General features: G+C 71.5%; 23 protein-coding genes. 9 read left to right on the top strand and 14 right to left on the bottom strand.

Features of this window, described 5'->3' with window-relative positions; genetic code table 11:
* Window positions 1-293 precede the first annotated feature (293 nt).
* Genes hisF through hisD form a run of 8 tightly spaced genes read right to left on the bottom strand, consistent with a single transcriptional unit; the run spans window position 294 to window position 6,085 of the window.
* Entirely contained in the window at window positions 294-1,049 is a 756-nt protein-coding gene (gene hisF / locus AB0G17_RS31735; RefSeq protein ID WP_361390157.1) for an imidazole glycerol phosphate synthase subunit HisF, read from the bottom strand.
* On the bottom strand, window positions 1,046-1,471 hold the full coding sequence (locus AB0G17_RS31740; RefSeq protein ID WP_361390159.1) for a RidA family protein: 426 nt from the start codon (window positions 1,469-1,471) through the stop codon (window positions 1,046-1,048). Before AB0G17_RS31740 ends, hisF begins: the two co-directional genes overlap by 4 nt.
* Window positions 1,468-2,220 (bottom strand): bifunctional 1-(5-phosphoribosyl)-5-((5-phosphoribosylamino)methylideneamino)imidazole-4-carboxamide isomerase/phosphoribosylanthranilate isomerase PriA, encoded by a 753-nt coding sequence (gene priA, locus AB0G17_RS31745; protein WP_361390161.1) that lies wholly within the window; start codon window positions 2,218-2,220, stop codon window positions 1,468-1,470. The genes AB0G17_RS31740 and priA overlap by 4 nt, the downstream gene beginning before the upstream one ends.
* Window positions 2,220-2,876 (bottom strand): imidazole glycerol phosphate synthase subunit HisH, encoded by a 657-nt coding sequence (hisH, locus tag AB0G17_RS31750; RefSeq protein WP_361390163.1) that lies wholly within the window; start codon window positions 2,874-2,876, stop codon window positions 2,220-2,222. Before hisH ends, priA begins: the two co-directional genes overlap by 1 nt.
* The gene (locus AB0G17_RS31755; RefSeq protein WP_358834508.1) at window positions 2,867-3,031 is read right to left on the bottom strand and encodes a hypothetical protein; all 165 of its coding nucleotides are present in this window, start codon (window positions 3,029-3,031) and stop codon (window positions 2,867-2,869) included. Before AB0G17_RS31755 ends, hisH begins: the two co-directional genes overlap by 10 nt.
* Window positions 3,028-3,621: an imidazoleglycerol-phosphate dehydratase HisB gene (gene hisB / locus AB0G17_RS31760; RefSeq protein ID WP_361390165.1), complete on the bottom strand. Its 594-nt coding sequence runs from the start codon at window positions 3,619-3,621 to the stop codon at window positions 3,028-3,030. The genes AB0G17_RS31755 and hisB overlap by 4 nt, the downstream gene beginning before the upstream one ends.
* Window positions 3,618-4,739 carry a histidinol-phosphate transaminase gene (locus tag AB0G17_RS31765; RefSeq protein WP_361390167.1) on the bottom strand — a complete coding sequence of 374 codons (1,122 nt, stop codon included), beginning with the start codon at window positions 4,737-4,739 and terminating at the stop codon, window positions 3,618-3,620. Before AB0G17_RS31765 ends, hisB begins: the two co-directional genes overlap by 4 nt.
* Complete coding sequence (gene hisD, locus AB0G17_RS31770) at window positions 4,736-6,085, bottom strand: histidinol dehydrogenase (RefSeq protein ID WP_361390169.1); 1,350 nt, start codon at window positions 6,083-6,085, stop codon at window positions 4,736-4,738. The genes AB0G17_RS31765 and hisD overlap by 4 nt, the downstream gene beginning before the upstream one ends.
* Before the next feature lie 230 nt (window positions 6,086-6,315).
* Here hisD and AB0G17_RS31775 point away from each other — a divergent pair, with 230 nt between their 5' ends.
* The 4 genes from AB0G17_RS31775 (at window position 6,316) to ybaK (ending at window position 10,411) form a co-directional block, all read left to right on the top strand.
* The gene (locus AB0G17_RS31775) at window positions 6,316-7,860 is read left to right on the top strand and encodes an oxidoreductase (RefSeq protein WP_361390254.1); all 1,545 of its coding nucleotides are present in this window, start codon (window positions 6,316-6,318) and stop codon (window positions 7,858-7,860) included.
* Window positions 7,861-7,956: 96 nt separating this feature from the next.
* A complete protein-coding gene (locus tag AB0G17_RS31780) occupies window positions 7,957-9,132 on the top strand; it encodes a hypothetical protein (protein WP_361390171.1) in 1,176 nt (391 codons plus the stop codon).
* Window positions 9,133-9,137: 5 nt separating this feature from the next.
* Window positions 9,138-9,902 (top strand): LON peptidase substrate-binding domain-containing protein, encoded by a 765-nt coding sequence (locus AB0G17_RS31785; RefSeq protein ID WP_361390173.1) that lies wholly within the window; start codon window positions 9,138-9,140, stop codon window positions 9,900-9,902.
* Window positions 9,903-9,919: 17 nt separating this feature from the next.
* Window positions 9,920-10,411, top strand: a complete 492-nt coding sequence (gene ybaK, locus AB0G17_RS31790; protein WP_361390175.1) for a Cys-tRNA(Pro) deacylase — start codon at window positions 9,920-9,922, stop codon at window positions 10,409-10,411.
* 387 nt (window positions 10,412-10,798) lie between these two features.
* Here the strand turns inward: ybaK and AB0G17_RS31795 are convergent, their stop codons facing one another.
* The 4 genes from AB0G17_RS31795 to AB0G17_RS31810 all read right to left on the bottom strand — a co-directional run bounded on the left by AB0G17_RS31795 (window position 10,799) and on the right by AB0G17_RS31810 (window position 14,733).
* Window positions 10,799-11,422 carry a DUF2567 domain-containing protein gene (locus AB0G17_RS31795; RefSeq protein ID WP_361390177.1) on the bottom strand — a complete coding sequence of 208 codons (624 nt, stop codon included), beginning with the start codon at window positions 11,420-11,422 and terminating at the stop codon, window positions 10,799-10,801.
* 34 nt (window positions 11,423-11,456) lie between these two features.
* On the bottom strand, window positions 11,457-12,269 hold the full coding sequence (locus tag AB0G17_RS31800; protein WP_361390256.1) for an ABC transporter permease: 813 nt from the start codon (window positions 12,267-12,269) through the stop codon (window positions 11,457-11,459).
* 23 nt (window positions 12,270-12,292) lie between these two features.
* Window positions 12,293-13,300, bottom strand: a complete 1,008-nt coding sequence (locus tag AB0G17_RS31805; protein WP_361390179.1) for an ABC transporter ATP-binding protein — start codon at window positions 13,298-13,300, stop codon at window positions 12,293-12,295.
* Between the two features lie 161 nt (window positions 13,301-13,461).
* A complete protein-coding gene (locus AB0G17_RS31810) occupies window positions 13,462-14,733 on the bottom strand; it encodes an NYN domain-containing protein (protein WP_361390181.1) in 1,272 nt (423 codons plus the stop codon).
* 282 nt (window positions 14,734-15,015) lie between these two features.
* Here AB0G17_RS31810 and AB0G17_RS31815 point away from each other — a divergent pair, with 282 nt between their 5' ends.
* Entirely contained in the window at window positions 15,016-15,186 is a 171-nt protein-coding gene (locus AB0G17_RS31815; RefSeq protein WP_361390183.1) for a hypothetical protein, read from the top strand.
* Window positions 15,187-15,291: 105 nt separating this feature from the next.
* Here AB0G17_RS31815 and dnaE read toward each other — a convergent pair whose 3' ends face one another.
* On the bottom strand, window positions 15,292-18,837 hold the full coding sequence (gene dnaE / locus AB0G17_RS31820) for a DNA polymerase III subunit alpha (protein WP_361390258.1): 3,546 nt from the start codon (window positions 18,835-18,837) through the stop codon (window positions 15,292-15,294).
* Between the two features lie 188 nt (window positions 18,838-19,025).
* Here dnaE and AB0G17_RS31825 point away from each other — a divergent pair, with 188 nt between their 5' ends.
* The 4 genes from AB0G17_RS31825 (at window position 19,026) to AB0G17_RS31840 (ending at window position 23,807) form a co-directional block, all read left to right on the top strand.
* On the top strand, window positions 19,026-20,387 hold the full coding sequence (locus tag AB0G17_RS31825; protein WP_361390185.1) for a DUF2252 domain-containing protein: 1,362 nt from the start codon (window positions 19,026-19,028) through the stop codon (window positions 20,385-20,387).
* A 55-nt stretch (window positions 20,388-20,442) separates the two neighbouring features.
* Complete coding sequence (locus tag AB0G17_RS31830) at window positions 20,443-21,132, top strand: hypothetical protein (RefSeq protein WP_361390187.1); 690 nt, start codon at window positions 20,443-20,445, stop codon at window positions 21,130-21,132.
* Window positions 21,133-21,225: 93 nt separating this feature from the next.
* Complete coding sequence (locus AB0G17_RS31835; RefSeq protein ID WP_361390189.1) at window positions 21,226-22,038, top strand: thioredoxin domain-containing protein; 813 nt, start codon at window positions 21,226-21,228, stop codon at window positions 22,036-22,038.
* 119 nt (window positions 22,039-22,157) lie between these two features.
* A complete protein-coding gene (locus tag AB0G17_RS31840; protein WP_361390191.1) occupies window positions 22,158-23,807 on the top strand; it encodes an alkaline phosphatase D family protein in 1,650 nt (549 codons plus the stop codon).
* A gap of 20 nt (window positions 23,808-23,827) precedes the next feature.
* Here AB0G17_RS31840 and AB0G17_RS31845 read toward each other — a convergent pair whose 3' ends face one another.
* Window positions 23,828-24,397 (bottom strand): dienelactone hydrolase family protein, encoded by a 570-nt coding sequence (locus AB0G17_RS31845; RefSeq protein ID WP_361390193.1) that lies wholly within the window; start codon window positions 24,395-24,397, stop codon window positions 23,828-23,830.
* Window positions 24,398-24,412 lie beyond the last annotated feature (15 nt).

Below are 24,412 nucleotides of genomic sequence, written 5' to 3' on the forward strand. Positions count from 1 at the left end.
CGCCCCTGGGGGGGTTGCGGTCGCCGCACCCCGCACCCTTTAGGGGCGCGGGGAACTGCGCGACCAGCCCAGCACGGTCCGCAGACAAACGGGGGGCCCGGGTCTGGGGGTTGCGGGTCGCCGCACGCCGCATCTTTAGGGGCGCGGGGAACTGCGCGACCAGCCCAGCACGGTCCGCAGACAAACGGGGGCCGGGGGCGGAGCCCCGGGAGCGGGGTGCAGGGGCCGCAGGCCCCGCCACGGGGGCCGGGGGCGCAGCCCCCGGGAAACCCACCTCACCCCCCCCCGGAGGGCTAGCGCACCGGGTGCCCCGCGGCCCGCAGCGCCCCCTTCACATCCCCGATCCGCAAGTCCCCGAAGTGGAACACCGACGCCGCCAGAACCGCGTCCGCCCCCGCCGCCACCGCCGGCGCGAAGTCCGCGAGCCGCCCCGCGCCACCGGACGCGATCACCGGCACCGACACCTCGCGGCGCACCGCCGAGATCATTTCGACGTCGTACCCGTCCTTCGTCCCGTCCGCGTCCATCGAGTTCAGCAGGATCTCCCCCGCCCCCAGCTCCGCGGCCCGGTGCGCCCACTCCACCGCGTCGAGGCCGGTCCCCCGGCGCCCGCCGTGGGTCGTCACCTCGAAGGAGCCGGACGGGGTACGGCGTGCGTCGACCGACAGCACGAGCACCTGGCGGCCGAAGCGCTCCGCGATCTCGCGGATCAGCTCGGGCCGCTCGATCGCCGCCGTGTTGACGCCCACCTTGTCCGCCCCGGCCCGCAGCAGCTTGTCCACGTCCTGCGCCGAGCGGACCCCGCCGCCCACCGTCAGCGGGATGAACACCTGCTCGGCGGTGCGCCGCACCACGTCGTACGTCGTCTCGCGGTTGCCCGAGGACGCCGTGATGTCCAGGAACGTCAGCTCGTCCGCGCCCTCGGCGTCGTACAGCTTGGCCATCTCGACCGGGTCACCCGCGTCGCGCAGGTTCTGGAAGTTGACACCCTTCACCACCCGGCCGTTGTCGACGTCCAGGCAGGGGATGACTCGGACCGCGAGGGTCATGCGGGGGCTCCTTCGGGGGCGCCGCCCGGGGCGCCTCGGTAAGCGTCTACTTCCACCTCGACCAGCATGCGCGGGTCGACCAGACCGGCCACGATGACCAGCGTGGCCGCCGGACGGACGGTGCCGAAGAGCTCCTTGTGGGCCCTGCCCGCCTCGTCGATGTCCCGTGCGTGGGTCAGGTACATCCGGGTGCGGACCACGGACTCGGCCCCGAGCCCGAACTCCGCGAGCGCGGCGAGGGCGTTCGAGAAGGCCACCTTGGCCTGCTCGTACGGGTCGCCCTCGCCGTACAGCACCGTGCCCCTGAACGGCGTGGTGCCGGCGACGTGCACATGGTCGCCCGCGGCGACGGCGCGCGCGAAGCCGATCGAGTCCTCCCAGGGGCTGGGAACGTCACTCTGCACACGCCGTACATCGCTCATCGGGACACAGCCTCCAGGGCTTCTTCGAGGGTGAACGCCTTCGCGTACAGGGCCTTGCCCACGATGGCGCCCTCCACACCCTGCCCCACGAGCTGCGCGATCGCCCGCAGGTCGTCGAGCGAGGAGACGCCGCCCGAGGCCACCACCGGCTTGTCGGTGGCGGCGCAGACGTTGCGCAGCAGCTCCAGGTTGGGGCCGGTGAGCGTACCGTCCTTGGCGATGTCGGTCACCACGTACCGCGCGCAGCCCTCGGAGTCGAGGCGCGCGAGCGTCTCGTAGAGGTCGCCGCCGTCGCGGGTCCAGCCGCGGCCGCGCAGGGTCGTGCCCCGTACGTCGAGACCGACCGCGATCCTGTCGCCGTACTCGGCGATGACCTTGGCGACCCACTGAGGGGTCTCCAGGGCCGCGGTGCCCAGGTTGACGCGGCGGCAGCCGGTGGCGAGCGCGGCCTCCAGGGAGGCGTCGTCGCGGATGCCGCCGGACAGCTCCACCTTGATGTCCATCGCGCCCGCGACCTCGGCGATCAGCGCGCGGTTGTCACCGGTGCCGAAGGCCGCGTCGAGGTCCACCAGGTGCAGCCACTCGGCGCCGGAGGCCTGCCAGGCGAGCGCCGCCTGGAGCGGGGAGCCGTAGGAGGTCTCCGAGCCGGACTCGCCGTGGACGAGGCGGACGGCCTGGCCGTCGCGGACGTCGACGGCGGGAAGCAGTTCGAGCTTCGCGGTGGGCGCGGAGGGCTTCGCGGAAGACATCACAGGGTTCCGATCCAGTTGGTCAGCAGCTGGGCGCCGGCGTCGCCGGACTTCTCGGGGTGGAACTGGGTCGCCCACAGCGCGCCGTTCTCCACCGCGGCCACGAACGGCTCGCCGTGGGTGGCCCAGGTGACCCTGGGGGCGCGGATCTTGGGGTTGGTGACCTCCAGGCTCCAGTCGTGCACGGCGTACGAGTGCACGAAGTAGAACCGGGCCTCCTCGTCCAGGCCCGCGAACAGCTCGCTGTCCTCGGGGGCCTTGACCGTGTTCCAGCCCATGTGCGGGACGACCGGCGCCTTGAGCGGGCCGACCGTGCCGGGCCACTCGTCCAGGCCCTCGGTCTCCACACCGTGCTCGATGCCGTTGGTGAAGAGGATCTGCATGCCGACGCAGATGCCCATCACCGGGCGCCCGCCCGACAGGCGCCGGCCCACGATCCAGTGGCCGCGCGCCTCGCGCAGCCCCCGCATACAGGCCGAGAAGGCGCCGACGCCGGGGACGAGCAGCCCGTCGGCGTTCATGGCCGTGTCGTAGTCGCGGGTGATCTCGACGTCCGCGCCGACGTGGGCGAGGGCGCGCTCGGCGGAGCGCACGTTACCGAAGCCGTAGTCGAAGACCACGACCTTCTTACCGGAAGCGCCCGTGCTCAATTCCACACCTCCAGCCGGAGGACGCCCGCGGCCAGGCAGAGCGCCGAGCTGATCGCCAGGAGCGTGATCAGGCTCTTGGACATGTCCTGCTTGACGAAGGAGTAGACACCGCCCGCGAGGAAGAGCCCGAGGACGATCAGGATGGAGTTGAGGCCGTTCACAGCGCGCCCTTGGTCGAAGGAAGAATGCCCGCGGCACGCGGGTCGTGCTCGGACGCGTAGCGCAGGGCCCGGGCCAGCGCCTTGAACTGGCACTCCACGATGTGGTGCGCGTTGCGTCCGTACGGGACGTGGACGTGCAGGGCGATCTGCGCCTGCGCCACGAAGGACTCCAGGATGTGCCGGGTCATCGTGGTGTCGTACTCGCCGATCATCGGCGCCATGTTCTCGGGCTCGGTGTGCACCAGGTACGGACGGCCGGAGAGGTCCACGGTCACCTGGGCGAGGGACTCGTCGAGAGGGACCGTGCAGTTGCCGAAGCGATAGATGCCGACCTTGTCGCCGAGCGCCTGCTTGAAGGCGGCGCCGAGCGCGAGGGCGGTGTCCTCGATGGTGTGGTGCGAGTCGATGTGCAGGTCGCCGTCGGTCTTGACCGTGAGGTCGAAGAGGCCGTGGCGGCCGAGCTGGTCGAGCATGTGGTCGTAGAACCCGACTCCCGTCGACACGTCGACCTTCCCGGTCCCGTCAAGGTTGATCTCGACGAGGACGGACGTCTCCTTGGTGGTGCGTTCGACACGGCCGACGCGGCTCATGCGCTCTGCTCCTTCTTGAGTTGGCGGACCGCGTCCAGGAACGCGTCGTTCTCGGGCGGGGTGCCGGCGGTGACGCGCAGCCACCCGGGCACTCCGTTGTCACGGACCAGGACCCCCTGGTCGAGGATCCGCTGCCAGGCGGTGTGCGAGTCCTCGAAGCGGCCGAACTGGACGAAGTTGGCGTCCGAGTCGGTCACCTCGTACCCGGCCGTCCGCAACTCGGTGACCAGCCGGTCCCGCTCCCGCTTGAGCTGCTGGACGTAGCCGAGCAGCGTGTCGGTGTGCTCCAGGGCCGCGAGCGCGGTCGCCTGGGTGACGGCGGAGAGGTGGTACGGCAGGCGCACCAGCTGGACCGCGTCGACCACCGCCGGGTGCGCGGCGAGGTAGCCGAGGCGCAGCCCGGCCGCGCCGAAGGCCTTGGACATGGTCCGCGAGACGACCAGGTGGGGGCGGCCCTCGATGAGCGGCAGCAGCGAGGCGCGGTGGCTGAACTCGACGTACGCCTCGTCGACGACCACCAGGGACGGCTTGGCGGCCTGCGCGGCCTCGTACAGCGCGAGGACGGTTTCGGCCCCGACCGCCGTGCCGGTGGGGTTGTTGGGCGAGGTGATGAAGACGACGTCCGGCCGGTTCTCGGCGATCGCCTTCTCGGCGGCCGCCACGTCGATCGTGAAGTCCTCGCCCCGCGGCCCGGAGATCCAGCCGGTGCCGGTGCCGCGCGCGATGAGGCCGTGCATCGAGTACGAGGGCTCGAAGCCGATGGCGGTGCGGCCGGGCCCCCCGAAGGTCTGGAGCAGCTGCTGGATGACCTCGTTGGAGCCGTTGGCCGCCCATACGTTCTCGACGCCGACGGTGTGGCCGCCGGTGCGGGTGAGGTAGCGGGCGAGCTCGGTGCGCAGCTCCACCGCGTCCCGGTCGGGGTAGCGGTTGAGCCCGCGCGCGGCCTCGGCCACGCGCTCCGCGATCCGCGCGACCAGCGGCTCGGGCAGCGGGTACGGGTTCTCGTTGGTGTTGAGCTGGACGGGCACGTCGAGCTGCGGCGCGCCGTAGGGGGACTTGCCGCGCAGTTCGTCGCGGACGGGCAGGTCGTCCAGGGTGAAGCGCTGGTTCTCGGTCACTGGCCCGGCACCTTCCATCCGAACCTCGCCTTGAGCGCGGCCCCGTGCGCGGGCAGGTCCTCGGCCTCGGCGAGCGTGACCACGTGGTGGGTGACCTCGGCGAGGGCGTCCCGGCTGTAGTCGACGATGTGGATGCCCTTGAGGAAGGACTGGACCGACAGGCCCGAGGAGTGGCAGGCGCAGCCGCCGGTGGGCAGCACGTGGTTGGAGCCCGCGCAGTAGTCGCCGAGCGAGACCGGCGCCCACGGGCCGACGAAGATCGCGCCGGCGTTGCGGACCCGGCCGGCCACGGCGGCGGCGTCGGCGGTCTGGATCTCCAGGTGCTCGGCGCCGTACGCGTCGACCACCTTGAGGCCCTCCTCCAGGCTGTCCACCAGGACGATCGCGGACTGCTTGCCGGCCAGCGCGGGCTTGATCCGGTCCTCGACGTGCTTGGTGGCCGCGACCTGCGGCTCCAGCTCTCGCTCGACGGCCTCGGCGAGCGCCACGGAGTCGGTGACCAGGACGGCGGCCGCCATCGGGTCGTGCTCGGCCTGGCTGATCAGGTCGGCGGCGACGTGCGCCGGGTCGGCGGTCTCGTCCGCGAGCACGGCGATCTCGGTCGGTCCGGCCTCGGTGTCGATGCCGATACGGCCCGCGAAGTAGCGCTTGGCGGCGGCGACCCAGATGTTGCCGGGGCCGGTCACCATGTTCGCGGGCGCACACGCGTCGGGTCCGGAGGTGCCGTACGCGAACATCGCGACGGCCTGGGCGCCGCCCACCGCGTACACCTCGTCGACGCCGAGCAGCGCGCACGCGGCGAGGATCGTCGGGTGCGGCAGTCCGCCGGCTGTGTCTCCTTCAAAGCGGGGTTTCTGCGGCGGGGAGGCCAGCGCGATGGACTCGACGCCCGCCTCCTGGGCCGGGACCACGTTCATGACCACGGACGACGGGTACACCGACCGGCCGCCCGGCGCGTAGAGCCCCACGCGCTCGACCGGCACCCACTTCTCGGTGACCGTGCCGCCGGGCACCACCTGGACGGTGTGCTCGCTGCGGCGCTGGGCGCGGTGGACGGTCCTGGCGCGCCGGATGGACTCCTCAAGGGCCGCCCTGACCCGCGGGTCGAGCTGCTCCAGGGCCTCGGCGAGCGCCTCGGCGGGCACCCGGATCCGCTCCAGGGTCACTCCGTCGAACTTCTCCGCGTACTCGATCAGCGCCGCCGTGCCGCGATGATGCACGTCCTCGCAGATGGGCCGCACCTTCGCCAGGGCGGCTTCCACGTCGAACTCGGCACGGGGCAGCAGGTCGCGCAGGGCGCCACCCTCGGGGAGGGCGTTGCCGCGCAGATCGATTCGAGAGATCACGGAACCAATTCTCTCAGACGGCTTCGCGCCACTGGTCGCCCGTATCACTGGCTGATACGTGTCCCGCCCGCCCCGCACCCCGCCCGTGACCACTAGCGTTCACTGCGTTACACACGCACGTACATCGGCACGCGGACCGCGCGGGGCGAGCAGGGGACAGGGGGACGGCAGTGACCGACGCGCCGGAGGCCAGCGTGGCGCCGGACTGGTTCAGTCCGGTGGAGCTGGGGATGTGGGAGGCCTTCCGCAACGGCGGCAGCTACGACCTGCGCACCCGCAACCGGGTGCGGGACGACCCGTTCTCCGGGCGCGTCTGGGGGCCCGAGCGCCATGTGAAGGCACGAGCGGTGGCGCTGCTGCTGCTCAACGGGCCGCCCGCGCTGCCCGGCCGGGTCGCGGCGCTGAAGCTGAACGGCGTGCAGATCATCGGCACCCTCAATCTGTCGGGCGGCACGGTCACCCCGTACGTGGAGCTGAACAACTGCCGCTTCGAGGGCGAGGTGCTGCTGCCGGAGTGCCGGGTGACCACCGTGCGGATGGTCAACTGCTCGATCCCGCGCGTCGAGGCGGCCCGGCTCCAGACCGAGGGCGATCTGCATCTGCCGCGCTGCCGGATCGCCCGCGGCATCCGGCTCACCGACGCCCACATCGGCACCGATCTGCTGCTCAACGAGGCGGTGATCCGCGCCGACCGCAAGGGCCGCTCGATCGCGGCGGACGGCCTCTCGGTCGCCCAGGACCTCCAGGCCGAGTTGATCGAGTCGTACGGGGAGGTGAGCCTGCGCGCGGCGACGGTCGGGGTGACGCTGAGCCTGCGCGGCAGCCGTCTGGTCAACCCGGAGGGGCGGCGCGCGCTGAACGCGCCCCAGCTGACCGTGGAGCGGACGCTCTACATGACGGCGGCGGCCGTCTCGCCCGGCACCACCGAGACCACGACTCCGCCGTACGGGACGAACTACAACGCGGGCACGCCCGCCCGGGGCACCCGGGTCCAGCCGTTCGTCTGCGAGGGCGGGCTGCGCCTGGACGACGGCCGGTTCGGGGACGCCGTCGACTTCCAGAGCGCGCGCTTCGTGATGCGGGACTACCAGGAGCTGTCGCTGCGCCGGGTGCAGACGCCAGAGCTGCGCTTCCTCGGCGAGCGGCCGGAGCGGGGCCGGGTGGTGCTGTCGGGTGCGCGGGTGGTGAACCTGGTCGACATGTCGACGAGCTGGCCGGGGCCCGGCGGGCTCGCGATGGGCGGCTTCAGCTACGACAACCTGATTCCGCGCGGCCTGTTCCCGCTGGCCAGACGGCTGGAGTGGGTGACGGCGGCGACTCCGGAGTACGCACCGGAGCCGTACGAGCGGCTCGCCACCGTGCTGCGCAACAGCGGCGAGGACGCGGACGCGCGCGAGGTGCTGCTCGCCAAGCAGCGCCGGCGCCGCGAGACGCTGCCGCCCGCGGGGAAGCTGTGGGGCGTGCTCCAGGACGTGACCGTGGCCTACGGCTACCGGCCGGGCCGGGCGGCGCTGTGGATGGCGGTGCTCTGGGCGATGGGCGCGCTGGCGTTCTCGCACTACGACCCGCAGCCGATCAAGGCGGACGAGCACCCGGACTGGAACGCCTCCCTCTACGCCCTGGATCTGCTCGTACCGGTGATCAATCTCGGCCAGGACGGCTACTGGAAGCTGCACGGCGGCTGGCAGTGGGTCTCGGCGGTGCTCATCGTGCTCGGCTGGATCCTGGCGACGACGGTGGCGGCAGGGGCCTCGCGGCTGCTGCGACGTGGCTGAAATTTGCCGGTCCTTGACCCGCCCCCGTACAACCGTCACGGCCGCCACACACTCTTCACCGCACACCACTGGCGGAGCTCCGACCTGCGGTTTTGAATGGTTCGCACCATGTCATTCGTACGCGCCCTGCTCCGTGCCGTCCGCGCGGTCAGGCACACCCCGCACCTCGCCACCGACCTCCCGGGCGACGAGGAACTGCTCCTCGACGCGCCCGACGGACGGCTCGGCCCCGCGCTCGTCGCCGCCGCCCGGGGCGAGTACGCGGGGGCGGCCGAGCTCCTCGCCACCACCCGCGAGTCGGCCGAGTGGGAGAACCGCGACCGCTACACGATGCGGCTCGCCGCCTTCGCGGTCAGCCGCCCCGACTGGCTCGCCGACTGGCTGGCCGCCGCGCCCAGGGACCCGGACGCCCTGCTGGTCAAGGCGGAGCTGGCGATCGTACGGGCGTGGGGCTCGCCCGCCCGCGCCGAGCTGCTGCGCGAGATCGCGCCGCTGATCGACGCGGCGGCCTCGGCCGAGCCCGCCGACCCGGTGCCGTGGCGCATCGCGCTCGACCACGCGCGCGGCACCCATGCGCCGCACACCGCCTTCGAGTCGCTGTGGGCGGAGGCGGTCGGCCGCTCCTCGCACCACTACGGCTGCCATGTGGCCGCGCTCCAGTACCTCTCGGCGCAGTGGTACGGCTCGCACCGGGAGTGCTTCGGCTTCGCCGAGGAGGCCGCGGCGGACGCGCTGCCCGGCTCCCTCGTCCAGGCGCTGCCGGTGCGGGCGGCGTTCGCCTGCCTGGCCGCCGACGGGGGCGGGGCGCCGACCGGCCGCCAGAGCCCGCGGGAGTTGTTCCGCGACCGGATCGACGCGGCGGCGGACCTCGCCATCGCGCTCTCCGCGGCGTACGAGCCGGGCGACCCGTGGCCCGCCGAGGTGCGCAATCTGCTGGCGTACGTCCTGGTCGTACGGGAGCGGTGGGAGGAGGCGCTGGAGCAGTTCCGCCGTATCGGGCCCTATGCCACGGCCTTCCCGTGGGCGCGGCTCGACGACGACCCGCTGGGCCGGTTCACGGAGCTGCGCGACGGGGTGCGCCGGCAGGTGGCGGCGCGGACGCCGCCGGGGCGCGAACGCGGCCCGGCCGGCATCCCGGCCGGGCCCGTCGGCGCCCCCGGGCAGCCCCCGGGCCGGGCCCCGCAGAAGGCCTCCGGACGGGCCGCCGGGCTGCCGGGCGCGGGTGCGCTGGGGAAGCCCGGACGCAGCGGGTCCGGCGACCATTACGCTTGAGCGTTGTGACCACCGCTCGCCTCCCCCTCTTTCCGCTCAACTCGGTCCTGTTCCCCGGGCTCGTCCTGCCGCTGAACGTGTTCGAGGAGCGTTATCGCGCCATGATGCGCGATCTGCTGAAGTCCGGCCCGGACTCCGGCGCCGGCTCCGACTCCGACGAGCCGCGCCGGTTCGCCGTGGTCGCGATCCGTGACGGCCGGGAGGTCGCGCCGACCGGCCCCGGGATGCCCGACCAGACGGCGGTTCCGGAGAAGGGCCCAGCGGCCGGGTTCGGCCCCGACCCGATCCAGGCGTTCCACCAGGTGGGGTGCATCGCGGACGCGGCGACGATCCGGGAGCGCGCGGACGGCAGCTTCGAGGTCCTGGCCACGGGCACGGCCCGGGTGAAGCTCCTCTCGGTGGATGCGAGCGGCCCGTATCTGACGGCCGAGCTGGAGGAGCTGCCCGAGGAGCCGGGCGAGGAGGCGGGGGCGCTGGCGGAGGGCGTGCTGCGGGCGTTCCGCGCGTACCAGAAGCGGCTGGCGGGCGCCCGCGAGCGGTCGGTGACCGGCTCGGCCGAACTCCCCGACGAGCCGTCGGTGGTGTCGTACCTGGTGGCGGCGGCCGCGGTGCTCGACGTCCCGGCGAAGCAGCGGCTGCTGCAGGCGCCGGACACGGCGACGCGGCTGCGTGAGGAGCTGAAGCTGCTGCGCGCGGAGACGGCGGTGATCCGCCATCTCCCGTCGCTCCCCGCGGTGGACCTGACGCGCTCCCCCACGAGCCCCAACTGAGGTAAGGGAACGGTTCGTTGGCGAAGAAGAAGTCGGCAGGCGGCACCCCGGCGACGGTGGCGCTGACGGCGGCGGGCACGGAGTTCACGGTGCACGCCTACGAGCACGACCCGTCGACCCCGTCCTACGGCGAGGAGGCGGCGGCGGCGCTCGGCGTCTCCCCCGACCGCGTCTTCAAGACGCTGGTGGCGGACGTCGACGGCGAGCTGACCGTGGCGGTGGTCCCGGTCGCGGGCTCTCTCGACCTGAAGGCGCTGGCGGCGGCGGTCGGGGGCAAGCGGGCGGCGATGGCGGATCCGGCGGCGGCGGAGCGGACCACGGGGTACGTCCGGGGCGGCATCTCGCCGCTGGGCCAGCGGCGCCGCCTGCGCACGGTCGTGGACGCGTCGGCGTCCTCGCACGCCACGATCTGTGTCTCGGCGGGGCGGCGGGGGCTGGAGGTCGAGCTGTCCCCCGGGGATCTGGTGGCGCTGACGGACGCGGTGCTGGCGCCGGTGGCGCGCGGCTGACTCTGCTGTTGTCCGGTAACCGCCCTGGACACATCGCTCATGGGCGAGCACGTTGCCCCCATGTCGAAACGAACCCGCAAGCGGAAGTGGCGCGTCAGGAAAGGCCGAGCGAACCACGGCCGCCGGCCGGCGTAGTTTTTCCCCACCCCGCCCCTTCCCTGAAGCCCTGGCCGGGCGGCTGGGTGCTTCGGCTGCGGACCGTGCTGGGTTGCTCGCGCAGTTCCCCGCGCCCCTGGAGGGCGCCCCGAAGGGGCGCATTTAGGGGCGCGGGGCTGTGACATGTGCGGCTCCGCCGCGTGGGCGCGACCAGTTGGGGGCGGGCCCACAGACGAACGCAGACCCCGGGGTCCGGGGGCGAAGCCCCCGGGAACGCCACCTCAGTGGGGCCTACAGCTCCGTGGGAGGCCACGGCTCCGGGTCTCGCGGAGCGAACAGCGCTGTCAGGGCCAGGTGCGTACCCATCGCCGCCACCGGCCACGCCAGCAGCGCCCCCTTCGCGTTCAGCTTCAGGGGCGCGTCGAACACGACCCCCTTGCCCGCCGCCCGCGCCGCCGCCACCACGTCCTGCGTGGGCCCCAGCCACACCCCGACCCGCCAGGCCAGCCAGGACCCGAGGAGCCCGCCCACGGCGAGCCCGGCCACCAGCGGAATGCCGCCGCGTCTGCGCAGCAGGAAGACGGCGGCCGCGCACACCACCCCGAACCCCAGCGCGAGCAGGATGAACGTTCCGTCCGCCCCGATCGCCTCCTCGCCCTCCGTGTCCTTGAGGAACACGGCCTTGTCGTCGGAGACGAGCGGCACCCGCGGCGCCAGCCACACCCACAGCAGCCCGAGCAGCACGCCCATGACCGTTACCGCGACCGCCGCGATCACGGCATCCCGCAGCTCCGTCTTCATCGCGGGGCCCTCCTCCCGTACGGGGACACCCGGCCCGGAACCGGGGTGTGCGGAGTTCTGCCAGGCGTTGTCGTCCGGTGGCTGCTGGTGAGGCGGCGTCAGAGGTGCGGTCACCACGCCATCGTGCCAGGCGCTCCTGTACGGCGCCTCACCGGGAGACCGCCGCCCGACGGTACGCCCAGGTGGCCACGAGCAGCGAGGCGACCCCGACGCCCGCGCAGACCGCGAGGTCGAGCCCGATGACGGCCCAGTCGGGGTGCCCGCCGAAGCTGTGCGCGAAGGCCTCCACCCCGTAGGTGGAAGGCAGCAGATCACGTGCGTACGCGATCGGTCCGGGCAGCCGGTCGGCCGGCAGGACGCCGAGCAGCAGCGCCGCCGACATGCCCAACTGGCCGAGCAGGGTGGCCAGTTCCTGGCGCGGGGCCAGCAGCCCGAGGGCCGCGCCGAGCCCGGAGAGCGCGGCGCCCGCCAGCGGGATGACCGCCGCCAGGACCCACAGGTGAGCGAGCGGAAGTCCGAAGAGCACGCAGCCGGTGACCGCCGTCACCAGCGTCCCCGGCACCGTGAACGACGCGTACGCGGCGGCCGTCCCGAGCACCACGGACGCGGGCGGCACCGGCAGCGTCGCGTAGTGGTCGAGCCCGCCGCCCGCCCGCAGCTGCCCGAAGTACTGCGCGAGCAGGTTGAGCGCGACGAAGGCGACCACGAGCACGCTCGACCCGGCGACCACGGCCCGCGCCTCGCTCCCGCCGTCCACGACCCCCCGCATCAGGACCATGATCCCGATCGACTGGAAGGTCGCCACGAACAGCAGCGGGATACGGGCCACCTTGGCCCGGGAGAGCTGGGCCCGGTAGACGGCCGCGAGGGCGGGCAGCAGCCGCGCCCGGGGCGCGAGCGGCGCGGCGGTCCCGGCCCGGTCCGCCGCCGGGGCGGCGACCGCCTCCGGGGGAGCCTCCACGGAAACCTCCAGGGGAATCGCGCTCACGCCTTCACCAGACCTTCCATACGGCCGCCGAGGGCGAGGTAGACGTCTTCCAGGCTCGGCGTGGCCAGGGTGAAGTCGTCGAGGGCGGCGAACGCGGGCCCGCCGGTGACCGCCGCGACGGCGGCGCGCGCGGCGTCGGGGCCGAGCCGCAGCACCCAGCGCCGCCCGGATTCCTGCGCGTCCGCGCGCAGCGCCGCGACCTCGGGCAGCTCGACGGGCGCCCGCTCGCGCCACACCAGCTCGACCCGGACCTCGGAGGCGACCCGTTCCTTGAGGCCCGCCGGGGTGTCGCAGGCGATGACCTTGCCACGGTCGAGGACGGCGACCCGGTCGAGCACGGTCTCGGCCTCGATGACGTTGTGGGTGACCAGCAGCACGGTCGCGCCGCGCTCGGCCCGGCGGCGGTCGACGGCGGCCCAGACGGCCCGCCGGGCGATCGGGTCCATGCCGGTGGTCGGCTCGTCGAGGACCAGCACGGGCCGGTCGCCGACGAGCACGGCGGCGAAGCAGGCGAGCCGCCGCTGTCCGCCGGAGAGCTTCTTGAGCGGCCGCCCGGCGAGCGCGGTCAGCCCGAGCTCCTCCAGTACGGCGTCGCGCTCGGCGCGTGCGTCACGGGCGGTGAGCCCGCGCAGCCGGCCGGTGGTCTCGGCGGCGAGCGACACGGTCAGCTCGTCCAGGGCGGTGGACTCCTGCCCGAGGTAGCCGATCAGCCGGGCGGCCCGTTCGGGGTGGCGCACCAGGTCGTGGCCGAGGACGTCGACGGTGCCGGAGTCCGGCCGCATCAGCCCGGTGAGCTGGCGTACCAGGGTCGACTTGCCCGCGCCGTTGGGCCCGAGCAGGCCGAAGATCTCGCCGCGTCCCACGTCGAGGTCGATCCCGTCGGTGGCCCTGATCTCGGGCGTACCGGCCGAGCCGCGTCGTCCGCGCGCGGCTGGGTACGTCTTGGTGAGGCCCCGCACCGCGCAAACGGTGCCGGCCCGCGCCGCTGCTGTGCCGGTACTCACGGACAACGAGCCTACGGGGTCGGCCGGGCGGCTCCGCCCCCGGACCCCCGTTAGTTCCCTTCGCCGAACGACCGGCACCGAGGAGCCGAACAGTCCGGTTCGCCCCGGGCGTCCGGGGCGAGGGGCGCGGGGCGCTGCCCGCCGCCCTGCCCCGCCGCGTCCTACTCCCCCACCGGCGCCCGCTCCGCCGCCGCCCTGACGTCGATCTCCCGCCAGAAGCCCGCCCGGATCGCGTACCGGTCGTGCTCGTCGATCTGGTCGTCCTTGTGGGCGAGCAGCCCGAACCGCGCCGCGTACCGCAGGAGTTCGCCGTCGATGCGGTGCGGAATGCGCGGGTACATGGTGGACAGCTTCTGGACGTGGGCGGTCTCCGGCAGGCGCTCCATCCAGCGGCGCGCGAAGACCTGCCCCACCTCGTACGGGTCGCCGCCGACCGTGGTGATGTCCTCCTCGCGGTCCGCCCAGCGCTGCTCGGCGCTGGTCAGCTGGGCGAGGGTGGGCAGCGAGGCGGTCTCCGGGGACTCGCCGAGCGCGGAGCCGGGGCGCTCGACCCACCCTTTGTCGGAGGACCAGCGCAGGGTCGCGTGCGGGGCGTGCGGCGAGGGGGCCTGGGCGGTGGCGCCGGGCCCGCGCAGGCTCGCCAGGTCCTTGGGGGTGGGCACGCCCTTGACCGGGGTGCCGGGGGCGGGGGCGACCGCCGTGCCGTTGGCGACGGCCGCCGCCGCGGGCTGCGCCGTCCCGTTGCGTACGGCCGCGGCCTGGGCCTCGGCGGCCCGCTCGGCGGAGGCGGCGAGCGCGGACTCGGGCAGCGGGGCGGAGAGGATGGCGGCGATCTCCGGGCGGGGGGCCGCGGCCGGGGCGTACATGGTGCTGAGTTCCTTGACCCGGACCGCCTGGGTGATCCAGGCGCGGTCGAGCACCCGCCGTTCGTCGGCCTCGGCCACCAGGTCCTCGGACTGGTTGTAGTCGCCGTCGGCGGCCTGCACGGCCCACAGGTGCACGGCGACGCCGTGCTCCTTGGCCGACATCAGACCGGGCAGCAGATCGCCGTCGCCGGTCACCAGCACGACGTCCGAGCAGGCGCGATTTCTGGCCAGCTCGGTGAGCTCGGCGTGCATCGCCGCGTCGACGCCCTTCTGAGCCCACCGCCCGTCGCTGCGGGTCAGTGCGCCCAGCCGGACCGTCACCCGGGACATCACCCGCAGCCTGCGGTGTTCCGGCTGGGGCACCCGGTCGGGGGCGCCGTCGAACCAGTAGATCCGCAGCAGCGGCTGCTCGGTGTCGGCCTCCGCCCGCTCGCGCAGCGCCTGGATCAGGGCGGCGTGGTCGACGGTGATCCGTGAACGGGCAGGCTCTCCGGCCAGAAGGCTCGCGGCCGCGCCCAACAAGTAACCCGCATCCACAAGGACGACGCAGCGGTCCACGCGTTCCACCCTCTTTCAGAACCTTGAAAAATCAAAAGATCAGAGGCAAAGGAGATCAGGGAGATAAGAGTGCAGGAGATCGAGAGATCAGGGAACGGACTTCGGGTTTCCTTCGAGTCTGCCCGACCCTGCAAGGGTTAACGGCCGGAACTCGATCATCGGCGTGGCGAACCCTTACATCCGCATCCCTTACGGACAACTACGCATGGTAATCGTCTGAAATGCGCTCTTTGTCATGACGTGTGAGGCTGGCAGCGGCCCTGGACCCTAGTCCCCCCAGGAGGCATCACCATGGCCAAGAACAAGTCCGGCCGTAAGCAGCAGGCCCCTTCGCAGGCTGAGCGCGGTCAGCAGGAAGCGCAGAAGTCGGCGATGGAGTCGCAGGGCATGCCCCAGACCCAGGCGCAGGGCAGCCCGGCCGATGTTGCCCGTAAGCACCAGCGTCGCTTCGGTCACAACTGATAATTCGCCGCACACCAGGCACACAAATGCGGAAGGGGCGCGCCCTATTGGACGCGCCCCTTCCGTATGAAAGAGAAATTCCGCAGTCGGTCAGTCCGCCGCCGGTCAGCCCGCCAGACAGGACGGACCGAGCAGCACCTTAAGATCGCCGAAGAGAGCCGGGTCCGGCTGGACCCGGTGCCGGTCGAGCCGCAGCACCGTGGTCTTGCGCGGCCCCTGGAGCTTGATCCGCACTTCGGTGTTGCCCTTGTGGTGGCCGAGAATCTCGCCCAGCCGGCTGATCATCGGGGGGGTCACCTTCACCGTCGGGATGGTGAGCACCACCGGTGCGTTGGTGCCCGCCGAGGACAGGTCCGGCACCTGCAGCTCCATGGCGACCAGGCGCGGGATGTCCTCGCGCTTGTCGAGCCGGCCCTTGACGAACACCACCGCGTCCTCGACGAGCTGGGTGGAGACCAGCTGGTAGGTCGCCGGGAAGAACATGCACTCGATGGAGCCCGCCAGGTCCTCCACCGTGGCGATCGCCCAGGCGTTGCCCTGCTTGGTCATCTTGCGCTGCAGGCCGGAGATGATGCCGCCGATCGTCACCACCGCGCCGTCCGCGTGCTCACCTCCGGTGAGCTGCTGGATGGAGGAGTCGGTCTTGTCGGAGAGCACGTGCTCCAGACCGAAGAGCGGGTGGTCCGACACGTACAGACCGAGCATCTCCCGCTCCTGGGCGAGCAGGTAGGACTTCTCCCACTCGACGTCGGAGAACTCGACGTCCAGGCCGAAGCCCGGCTCGGAGGAGTCGTCGTCGGGGTCGCCCATCCCCCCGAAGAGGTCGAACTGGCCCTCGGCCTCCTTGCGCTTGACCTGCACCACGTTGTCGATCATCGGCTCGAACTGCGCGGTGAGGCCCTTGCGGGTGTGCTTCATCTCGTCGAAGGCGCCGGCCTTGATCAGCGATTCGACGGTCCGCTTGTTGCAGACGACCGCCTCGACCTTGTCGAGGAAGTCGGGGAACGAGGTGTACTTCCCCTTCGCCTTGCGGGACTTGATGATCGAGTCCACCACGTTCTGACCGACGTTGCGCACCGCGGTCAGGCCGAAGAGGATCACGTCGTCGCCCTGCGCCGAGAAGTTGGACTCGGACTCGTTGACGTTGGGCGGCAGCACCTTGATGCCCATGCGGCGGCACTCGTTGAGGTAGACCGCCGACTTGTCCTTGTCGTCCTTGACCGAGGTCAGCAGCGCCGCCATGTACTCGGCGGGGTAGTTCGCCTTGAGGTAGGCGGTCCAGTACGAGACGAGGCCGTACGCGGCGGAGTGCGCCTTGTTGAACGCGTATCCGGCGAAGGGCACCAGGACGTCCCAGAGCGCCTTGATGGCCTCGTCGCTGAAGCCCTTCTTCTTGGCGCCGGCCTCGAAGATGACGAAGTTCTTCGCCAGCTCCTCGGGCTTCTTCTTGCCCATGACGCGACGGAGGATGTCGGCCTCGCCGAGCGAGTACCCGGCGATGATCTGGGCGGCCTTCTGGACCTGCTCCTGGTAGACGATCAGGCCGTAGGTGACCGCCAGGACCTCTTCGAGCGGCTCCTCCAGCTCGGGGTGGATCGGGGTGATCTCCTGCTGCTTGTTCTTGCGCAGCGCGTAGTTCGTGTGCGAGTTCATGCCCATCGGGCCCGGCCGGTAGAGCGCGGACACGGCGGAGATGTCTTCGAAGTTGTCGGGCTTCATCAGCCGCAGCAGGGACCGCATGGGCCCACCGTCGAACTGGAAGACGCCGAGGGTGTCGCCGCGCTGGAGCAGCTCGAAGGTCGTGGGGTCGTCCAGCGGCAGGCTGAGGAGATCGATGTCGATCCCCTTGTTGGACTTCACCATCTTGACGGCGTCGTCCATGATCGTCAGGTTGCGCAGACCCAGGAAGTCCATCTTCAGCAGGCCGAGCGACTCACAGCTCGGATAGTCCCACTGGGTAATGGTCACGCCGTCGGTGTGGCGCACCCACACCGGGACGTGCTCGGTAATGGTCTCGCTGGACATGATCACGCCGGCCGCGTGCACACCCATCTGCCGGACCAGGCCCTCGACGCCCTTGGCGGTGTCGATGACCTTCTTCACGTCCGGCTCGTTCTCGTACATCGACCGGATCTCGCCCGCCTCGCTGTAGCGCGGGTGCTTGGGGTCGGTGATGCCGTTGAGGTCGATGCCCTTGCCGAGGACGTCGGCGGGCATCGCCTTGGTGAGGCGGTCGCCCATCGCGTACGGGTAACCGAGGACGCGGGCCGAGTCCTTGATCGCGTTCTTCGCCTTGATCTTGCCGTACGTACCGATCATGGCGACCTTGTCGGCGCCGTACTTCTCGGTCACGTACCTGATCACCTCGACGCGCCTGCGCTCGTCGAAGTCGATGTCGACATCGGGCATGGAGACGCGCTCGGGGTTGAGGAACCGCTCGAAGATCAGACCGTGCGGGATCGGGTCGAGGTCGGTGATGCCCATCGCGTACGCCACGATCGAGCCGGCCGCGGAGCCACGGCCCGGACCCACCGCGATGCCCTGCTTCTTCGCCCACATGATGAAGTCGGCGACCACCAGGAAGTAGCCCGGGAAGCCCATCGAGATGATGGTGTCCATCTCGTACTCGACCTGCTTCATGCGGTCGTCCGGGATGCCGTCCGGGAAGCGGCGGTGCATCCCGCGCATGGTCTCCTCGCGGAACCAGGTGACCTCGGTGTAGCCCTCGGGGATGTCGAACTTCGGCATGAGGTTCTTCGCCTCGAACATGCCGCTGACGTCGATCTGCTCGGCGACCAGGGCCGTGTTGGCGCAGCCCTGCTGCCAGGCGTCCGAGGCGTCGATCGCGTACATCTCGTCGGTCGACTTCAGGTAGTAGCCGGTGCCGTCGAACTTGAAGCGGTCGGGGTCCGAGAGGTTCTTGCCGGTCTGGATGCACAGCAGCGCGTCGTGCGCGGTGGCCTCGTGCGCGTACGTGTAGTGCGAGTCGTTGGTGACCAACGGCGGGATGCCCAGCTCCTTGCCGATCTTCAACAGGTCGTCGCGGACCCGGCGCTCGATGTCGATGCCGTGGTCCATCAGCTCCAGGAAGTACCGGTCCTTGCCGAAGATGTCCTGGTAGTCGGAGGCGGCCTGGCGGGCCTCCTCGTACTGCCCCAGGCGCAGCCGGGTCTGGAGCTCGCCGGAGGGGCAGCCGGTGGAGGCGATCAGGCCCTCCGACCACTGGGAGATGGTCTCCTTGTCCATCCGGGGCCACTTCTGGAGCCAGCCCTCCGCGTACGCGTCGGAGGAGAGGCGGAAGAGGTTGTGCAGGCCCGTCGCGTTGGCCGCCCAGATCGTCTTGTGCGTATAACCACCCGAACCGGACACGTCGTCGCGCTTCTGGTGCGGCTGGCCCCACTGGATCTTGCGCTTGTTGCGGCGGGACTCGGGGGCCACGTACGCCTCGATGCCGATGATCGGCGTGACCCCCGCCTTCTTCGCCGAGTGGAAGAAGTCGTACGCCCCGTGCAGGTTGCCGTGGTCGGACATCGCGATGTGCGTCATGCCCATCTCGTTGCACGCGTCGAACATGTCCTTGAGCCGCGCGGCACCGTCCAGCAGCGAGTACTGGGTGTGGACGTGAAGGTGCGTGAACGGCGGCTTCGACACGGCGTGGGCCTCCAGCGGCAGCAGGATCTCGGGGAGAGGGGACAACCGGGAAGTCTACGTCGGCCGACTGACAACCCGCGGGCACTCCGGGGTACGGTCACGCGTTGGAAGGGGCGGAATCACCCGTCCCAATTGTTGCGCGTCACCACCCGCACAACCCGTACGTACGCACCAGGAGGCACCCGGCGATGTCGGTCCCGCAGCACACCGCCGATGAGCGCGGCGAGCAGATCCTCTCCGTCTTCGGCACCGCCTTCGGCGAGCTCCTGGCCGCCGACCCGGCCGCCTTCCGGGTCAAGTTCCGCAAGATGGCGGCCTCCGCGTTCGCCTTCTACCGAGGCACGGCCTGCCTGTTCTACGCGGACCTGGACGCGGAGAACGCCGGGCGGGGCGACGGGAACATACACAGCGGGCCGTTCCTGGACGAGCAGACCGGCCGGGTGTGGATCCACGGCGATCTGCACGCCGAGAACTTCGGCACGTACATGGACGCCAACGGCCGTCTGATCTTCAACGTGAACGATTTCGACGAGGCGTACGTGGGCCCCTTCACCTGGGACCTCAAGCGCTTCGCCGCCTCCCTGGCCCTGATCGGCCACGCCAAGGCGCTCAGCGACGACCAGATCACCGAGCTGGTGCGGATCTACGCCGCCGCCTACCGCGAGCGGATCCACGCGCTCGCCACCGGCGCCAAGGGCCCCGACTCGGCCGAGGTGCTCTCGTTCACCCTGGACACGGCCGAGGGGCCGCTCCTCGGGGCGCTGCGCTCGGCACGCGCGCGTACGCGCTTCTCGCTGCTCGACTCGATGACCGAGATCCGCGAGCACGAGCGCCGCTTCTCCGAGGACGACGGCTCGATCGAGCTGGACGCGGCGACCCGCTACAAGGTGCTGGCCGCCTTCGACGGCTACCTGGAGACGCTGCCGGACTCCAGCCTGCTGCGCCCCGACTCCTACCGGGTCAAGGACGTCGTCGGGCGGCGCGGCATCGGCATCGGCTCGGCCGGTCTGCCCTCGTACAACATCCTCCTGGAGGGCCACAGCGACGCGCTGGAGAACGACGTCGTGATCTACATGAAGCAGGCGCAGACCCCGGCGGTCTCCCGCCATGTCACCGACCCGGCGGTGCGCGGCTACTTCCAGCACGAGGGCCACCGCACGGTGATCTCGCAGCGCGCCCTCCAGGCCGCGGCCGACCCGTGGCTGGGCTGGACCGAGCTGGACGGGGCGGGCCAGCTGGTCGCCGAGGTGTCGCCGTACGCGGTGGACCTGGACTGGTCGGACATCGACGAGTCGGAGCAGATCGCGGCTGTCGTCGCGGACCTGGGCCGGGCCACCGCCACCATGCACGCGGCGGCGGACGACGAGAGCGGCCACTCGGAGCTGGTGCCGTTCTCCACCGAGCGGGCCATCGACGCGGCGATAGCGGCCGACGAGGAGGGCTTCGCGCACCTGCTGGTGGACTTCGCGCACAGCTACGGGGCACGGGCCCGGGCGGACCACCAGATCTTCGTCGACCTGTTCCGTAACGGTCGGATTCCGGGTCTCTAGTCTCAGGGAATTCTTAGGTCCCGCCAACAGCGGGCCGTGGCAGACTTCGGCAGCGATGGACGTATCAGGGACGCGGCTCAGAGCGGCACGCGCGGCGCTTTTCACGGCGCTCGTCGTGGCGCTCTCCAGCGCGTCCCACGTCCTGCTCTCCCGCGTCCCGCTGCCGGCCCCCCTGGTGGCCGGCGCGGCCTGTGCGGTGTTCCTGATCGCGTACGCGCTGGCGGGCCGCGAGCGCGGCTTCTGGTCGATCGCCGGGCTGCTCGTGCCGCTGGAGCTGGCCGCCGACACCGTCTTCTCGACCGGCCAGCACGTCTGTTACGGGCCCTCCGGCGGCCCGGTCGCGGGCGCGCTGCGGTCGGTGGGCGTGGACGTGCTGTGCGGCGGGAGCGTGGGCACCGAGCTGCCCGGCGTCGCCGAGTCCCGGGCGAGCGCGGCCGTACTGCTCGGCGGGCCGGGCCCCGCCGTGCCGTGGCTGCTGCTCGCCGCGCACGTGACGGTCGGGCTGCTCGCCGCGGCCTGGCTGCGGCGCGGCGAGGCCGCCCTCGCGCGGCTCGTGCGGACGGTCGGGGTGCTGGCGTTCCGGCCGCTGCTGCTCGCGGTCGCCGTGGTGGGCGGCGCGATCCGTCCGGTACGGGCGCGGGTGCGGCCGGTCCGGCGCGCGGGGCCGCCGTCGCGCGCCCGGCTGCTGGTGCACTCCGTGGGACGGCGGGGACCTCCTCGCCCCGCGCTGCTCACCGCCGTCTGAGCGACGGCCCTCCCGAGCGCGGCGGCCCGAGCACAAGGGTCACCCCCAGCACTTCTTCACACCTGACCTACCTGCCACACGGAGAAAACGATCATGAGCAAGCGCAACAGCCAGGCCAACAAGGCAGCCGCCCGTGAGCGGCTGCGACTGGAGCGCGAGCGCCAGGCCAAGAAGGACAAGGTGCGCCGCCAGGTGGTCGTCGGCGCCTCGATCGTCGGCGTCCTCGCGATAGCCGGCGGCGTCGGCTACGCGGTCATGCAGGCCAACAAGCCCGGCGAGTGGGACGCGGCCAAGGACAAGGCGCTGGTCAAGCCCGCCAACACCACGGGCACCGACGGCACCACCGTCGTCATCGGCAAGCCCACCGCCAAGAAGACCCTGGAGATGTACGAGGACCCGCGCTGCCCCGTCTGCTCGGTCTTCGAGCAGCAGGTCGGCGCCACGGTCAAGAAGGACGTCGACGCCGGCAAGTACAAGATCCAGTTCATCGGCGCCACCTTCATCGACAACGGCAGCCCGGGCACCGGCTCCAAGAACGCGCTCAGCGCCCTGGGCGCCGCGCTCAACGTGAGCCCCGAGGCGTTCATGGAGTACAAGGCGCAGCTCTACTCGGCGAAGTGGCACCCGGCCGAGACCACCGACAAGTTCAAGAACGACGACTACCTGCTCCAGGTCGCCGACTCGGTTCCGGCGCTCAAGGGCAACGCCAAGTTCCAGAAGGACGTGCAGGACGGCACGTTCGACAAGTGGGCGCTCACCATGTCGAAGAAGTTCGACGACAGCGGTGTGACCGCCACGCCCACACTCAAGATGGACGGCAAGAAGATCACGGCCGCGGGCAGCGAAAACGCCCCGCAGGACCCGGCGGCGTTCACCGCCGCCATCGACAAGGCGCTCAAAGGCTGACGTAGCCTGATGTAGCCCCCCAGAAGTGACGCGGTCTCAGATGACCGCGGGCGAACGGGCAGACAAACATTCGCCGTGAGTCTGCCCGTTCGCGCTACCCATCAGTAAGGTGTGCGGCTGTGACCAGTCGATTCACCTCAACCCCCACGCGCCGCACGGTCGTCAAGGCCGCTGCCGCCACCGCCGTCGTCGCCGCGCCCCTGGTGGCCGGCGCGACCGCCGCCGTCGCGGACTCCGCCTCGGCCCCGGCCTTCCTGCACGGCGTCGCCTCCGGCGATCCGCTGCCCGACGGCATCCTGCTGTGGACCCGGGTCACCCCCGCTCCCGACGCCGTGCCGGGCTCCGGCAAGGGCCAGGACACCGAAGTCAGCTGGGAGATAGCCGAGGACAAGGGCTTCTCGCGGATCGTGGCCCGGGGCCGCACCACCGCGAGCGCCGCGTCCGACCACACCGTCAAGGCCGATGTGCGCGGCCTGCGCCCGGCGACCGCGTACTGGTACCGGTTCGCCGCGGGCACCGTACTCTCCCCCGTCGGGCGCACCCTGACCGCCCCCGCCACGGACGCGGCGGCCGCCAACGTCCGCTTCGGCGTGGTCTCCTGCTCCAACTGGGAGTCCGGCTACTTCTCCCCCTACCGTCATCTCGCCGCCCGCGCCGACCTGGACGCGGTGCTGCACCTGGGCGACTACATCTACGAGTACGCGTCGGGCGCCTACCCGGAGGCGAAGTACGTCGTACGACAGCACGAGCCCGCCCACGAGATCCTCGACCTGGCCGACTACCGCACCCGGCACGGCAAGTACAAGACGGACGTGGACCTCCAGGCGATGCACCACGCCCACCCGGTGATCGCGATCTGGGACGACCACGAGTTCGCCAACGACGCCTGGTCGGGCGGGGCCGAGAACCACACGCCCGGCACCGAGGGCGACTGGGCGGCGCGCGTGTCGGCCGCCAAGCAGGCGTACTTCGAGTGGATGCCGGTCCGCCCCTCCATCGCGGGCACCACCTACCGGCGCATCCGCTACGGCAAGCTGGCCGATCTGCACCTGCTCGACCTGCGCTCCTTCCGCTCGCAGCAGGCGAGCGTGGGCAGCGGCAAGGTGGACGACCCGGAGCGCACCATCACCGGCCGCGCCCAGCTGGACTGGCTCAAGGCCGGACTGTCCGCCTCCGACGCCGCCTGGCAGCTGGTCGGCACCTCGGTGATGATCTCGCCGGTCGCCTTCGGCGCGCTGCCGGCCGAACTGACCGCGCCGCTGGCGGAGTTGCTCGGCCTGCCCAAGGAGGGCATCGCCATCAACGTCGACCAGTGGGACGGCTACACGGACGACCGCCGTGAACTCCTGGGCCACCTGGTGGACAAGGGCATCAAGAACACCGTCTTCCTCACCGGCGACATCCACATGGCGTGGGCCAACGACGTACCGGTGAAGGCGGGCACCTATCCGCTGTCGAAGTCGGCGGGCACCGAGTTCGTGGTCACGTCGGTGACCTCCGACAACCTCGACGAGATGCTCCACGTCGCCCCGCACACGGTGTCGCTGGTCGCGGCGGCCGCGATCAAGGCCGCCAACCGCCATGTGAAGTGGGTCGACATGGACTCGCACGGCTACGGCGTCCTCGACGTCGACGCCCAGCGCTCGCAGATGGACTACTACGTGGTGTCCGACAAGCGGAAGCAGGACGCCACGTCCTCGTGGACCCGCTCGTACCGGACGCTCAACGGCACGCAGAAGGCCGAGCGGGTCTACTCGCCGGTCGTCTGACCCCGATCCGGCCCCGGGCGCTACAGCGAGTCGAGGAAGCCGAGCGCGGTCGTCCAGCTCTGCTCGGCGGCCGCCTCGTCGTAGTCCGGCAGCTGCGGATCGGTGTACAGGTGCCCGGCGCCCGGGTACCTGTACACCTCCGCGTCGGCGCCGATCCGGCCCATGCGCAGGTACCAGGTGTTCAGCCAGTCGTGCGTCTCGAACGGGTCCGGGTCCGCCACGTGCAGCTGTACGGGCAGCTCGTCCACCGAGGCTCCCTCGGCGATGTCGGCGGTGCCGTGCAGGAGGAGGAGCCCGCGCGCCTTCTCGTCGCCGAGCGCGAGGGTCTGGGCGAGCGAGCCACCGAGCGAGAACCCGGCGTACACCAGGCCCTCGTCGGAGTGCGGGGCGGCGGCCAGGATCGCGCGCTTGAGCAGCTCGTCGTTGCCGATCCCGTCGCGGATCGTCATGCCCTCCTCCAACGTGTCGGCGGTACGGCCGTCGTAGAGGTCGGGCACGTACACGACGTGTCCGGCGGCGCGCAGCCGCTCGGCCGCCTCGTGCACGGCGGGCCGCAGGCCGTAAGCCGAATGGAAAAGCATGATGTTCATGAGGCCATGGTGCCA

Source organism: Streptomyces sp. NPDC023838, from assembly GCF_040639555.1.
GTDB lineage: Bacteria > Actinomycetota > Actinomycetes > Streptomycetales > Streptomycetaceae > Streptomyces.

What these genes read in the sequence shown, in the direction of transcription:
- hisF (WP_361390157.1), bottom strand. Translation starts at nt 1,049, where the DNA reads ATGACCCTCGCGGTCCGAGTCATCCCCTGCCTGGACGTCGACAACGGC.
- AB0G17_RS31740 (WP_361390159.1), bottom strand. Translation starts at nt 1,471, where the DNA reads ATGAGCGATGTACGGCGTGTGCAGAGTGACGTTCCCAGCCCCTGGGAG.
- priA (WP_361390161.1), bottom strand. Translation starts at nt 2,220, where the DNA reads ATGTCTTCCGCGAAGCCCTCCGCGCCCACCGCGAAGCTCGAACTGCTT.
- hisB (WP_361390165.1), bottom strand. Translation starts at nt 3,621, where the DNA reads ATGAGCCGCGTCGGCCGTGTCGAACGCACCACCAAGGAGACGTCCGTC.
- AB0G17_RS31775 (WP_361390254.1), top strand. Translation starts at nt 6,316, where the DNA reads ATGTGGGAGGCCTTCCGCAACGGCGGCAGCTACGACCTGCGCACCCGC.
- AB0G17_RS31780 (WP_361390171.1), top strand. Translation starts at nt 7,957, where the DNA reads ATGGTTCGCACCATGTCATTCGTACGCGCCCTGCTCCGTGCCGTCCGC.
- AB0G17_RS31815 (WP_361390183.1), top strand. Translation starts at nt 15,016, where the DNA reads ATGGCCAAGAACAAGTCCGGCCGTAAGCAGCAGGCCCCTTCGCAGGCT.
- AB0G17_RS31825 (WP_361390185.1), top strand. Translation starts at nt 19,026, where the DNA reads ATGTCGGTCCCGCAGCACACCGCCGATGAGCGCGGCGAGCAGATCCTC.
- AB0G17_RS31830 (WP_361390187.1), top strand. Translation starts at nt 20,443, where the DNA reads ATGGACGTATCAGGGACGCGGCTCAGAGCGGCACGCGCGGCGCTTTTC.
- AB0G17_RS31835 (WP_361390189.1), top strand. Translation starts at nt 21,226, where the DNA reads ATGAGCAAGCGCAACAGCCAGGCCAACAAGGCAGCCGCCCGTGAGCGG.
- AB0G17_RS31845 (WP_361390193.1), bottom strand. Translation starts at nt 24,397, where the DNA reads ATGAACATCATGCTTTTCCATTCGGCTTACGGCCTGCGGCCCGCCGTG.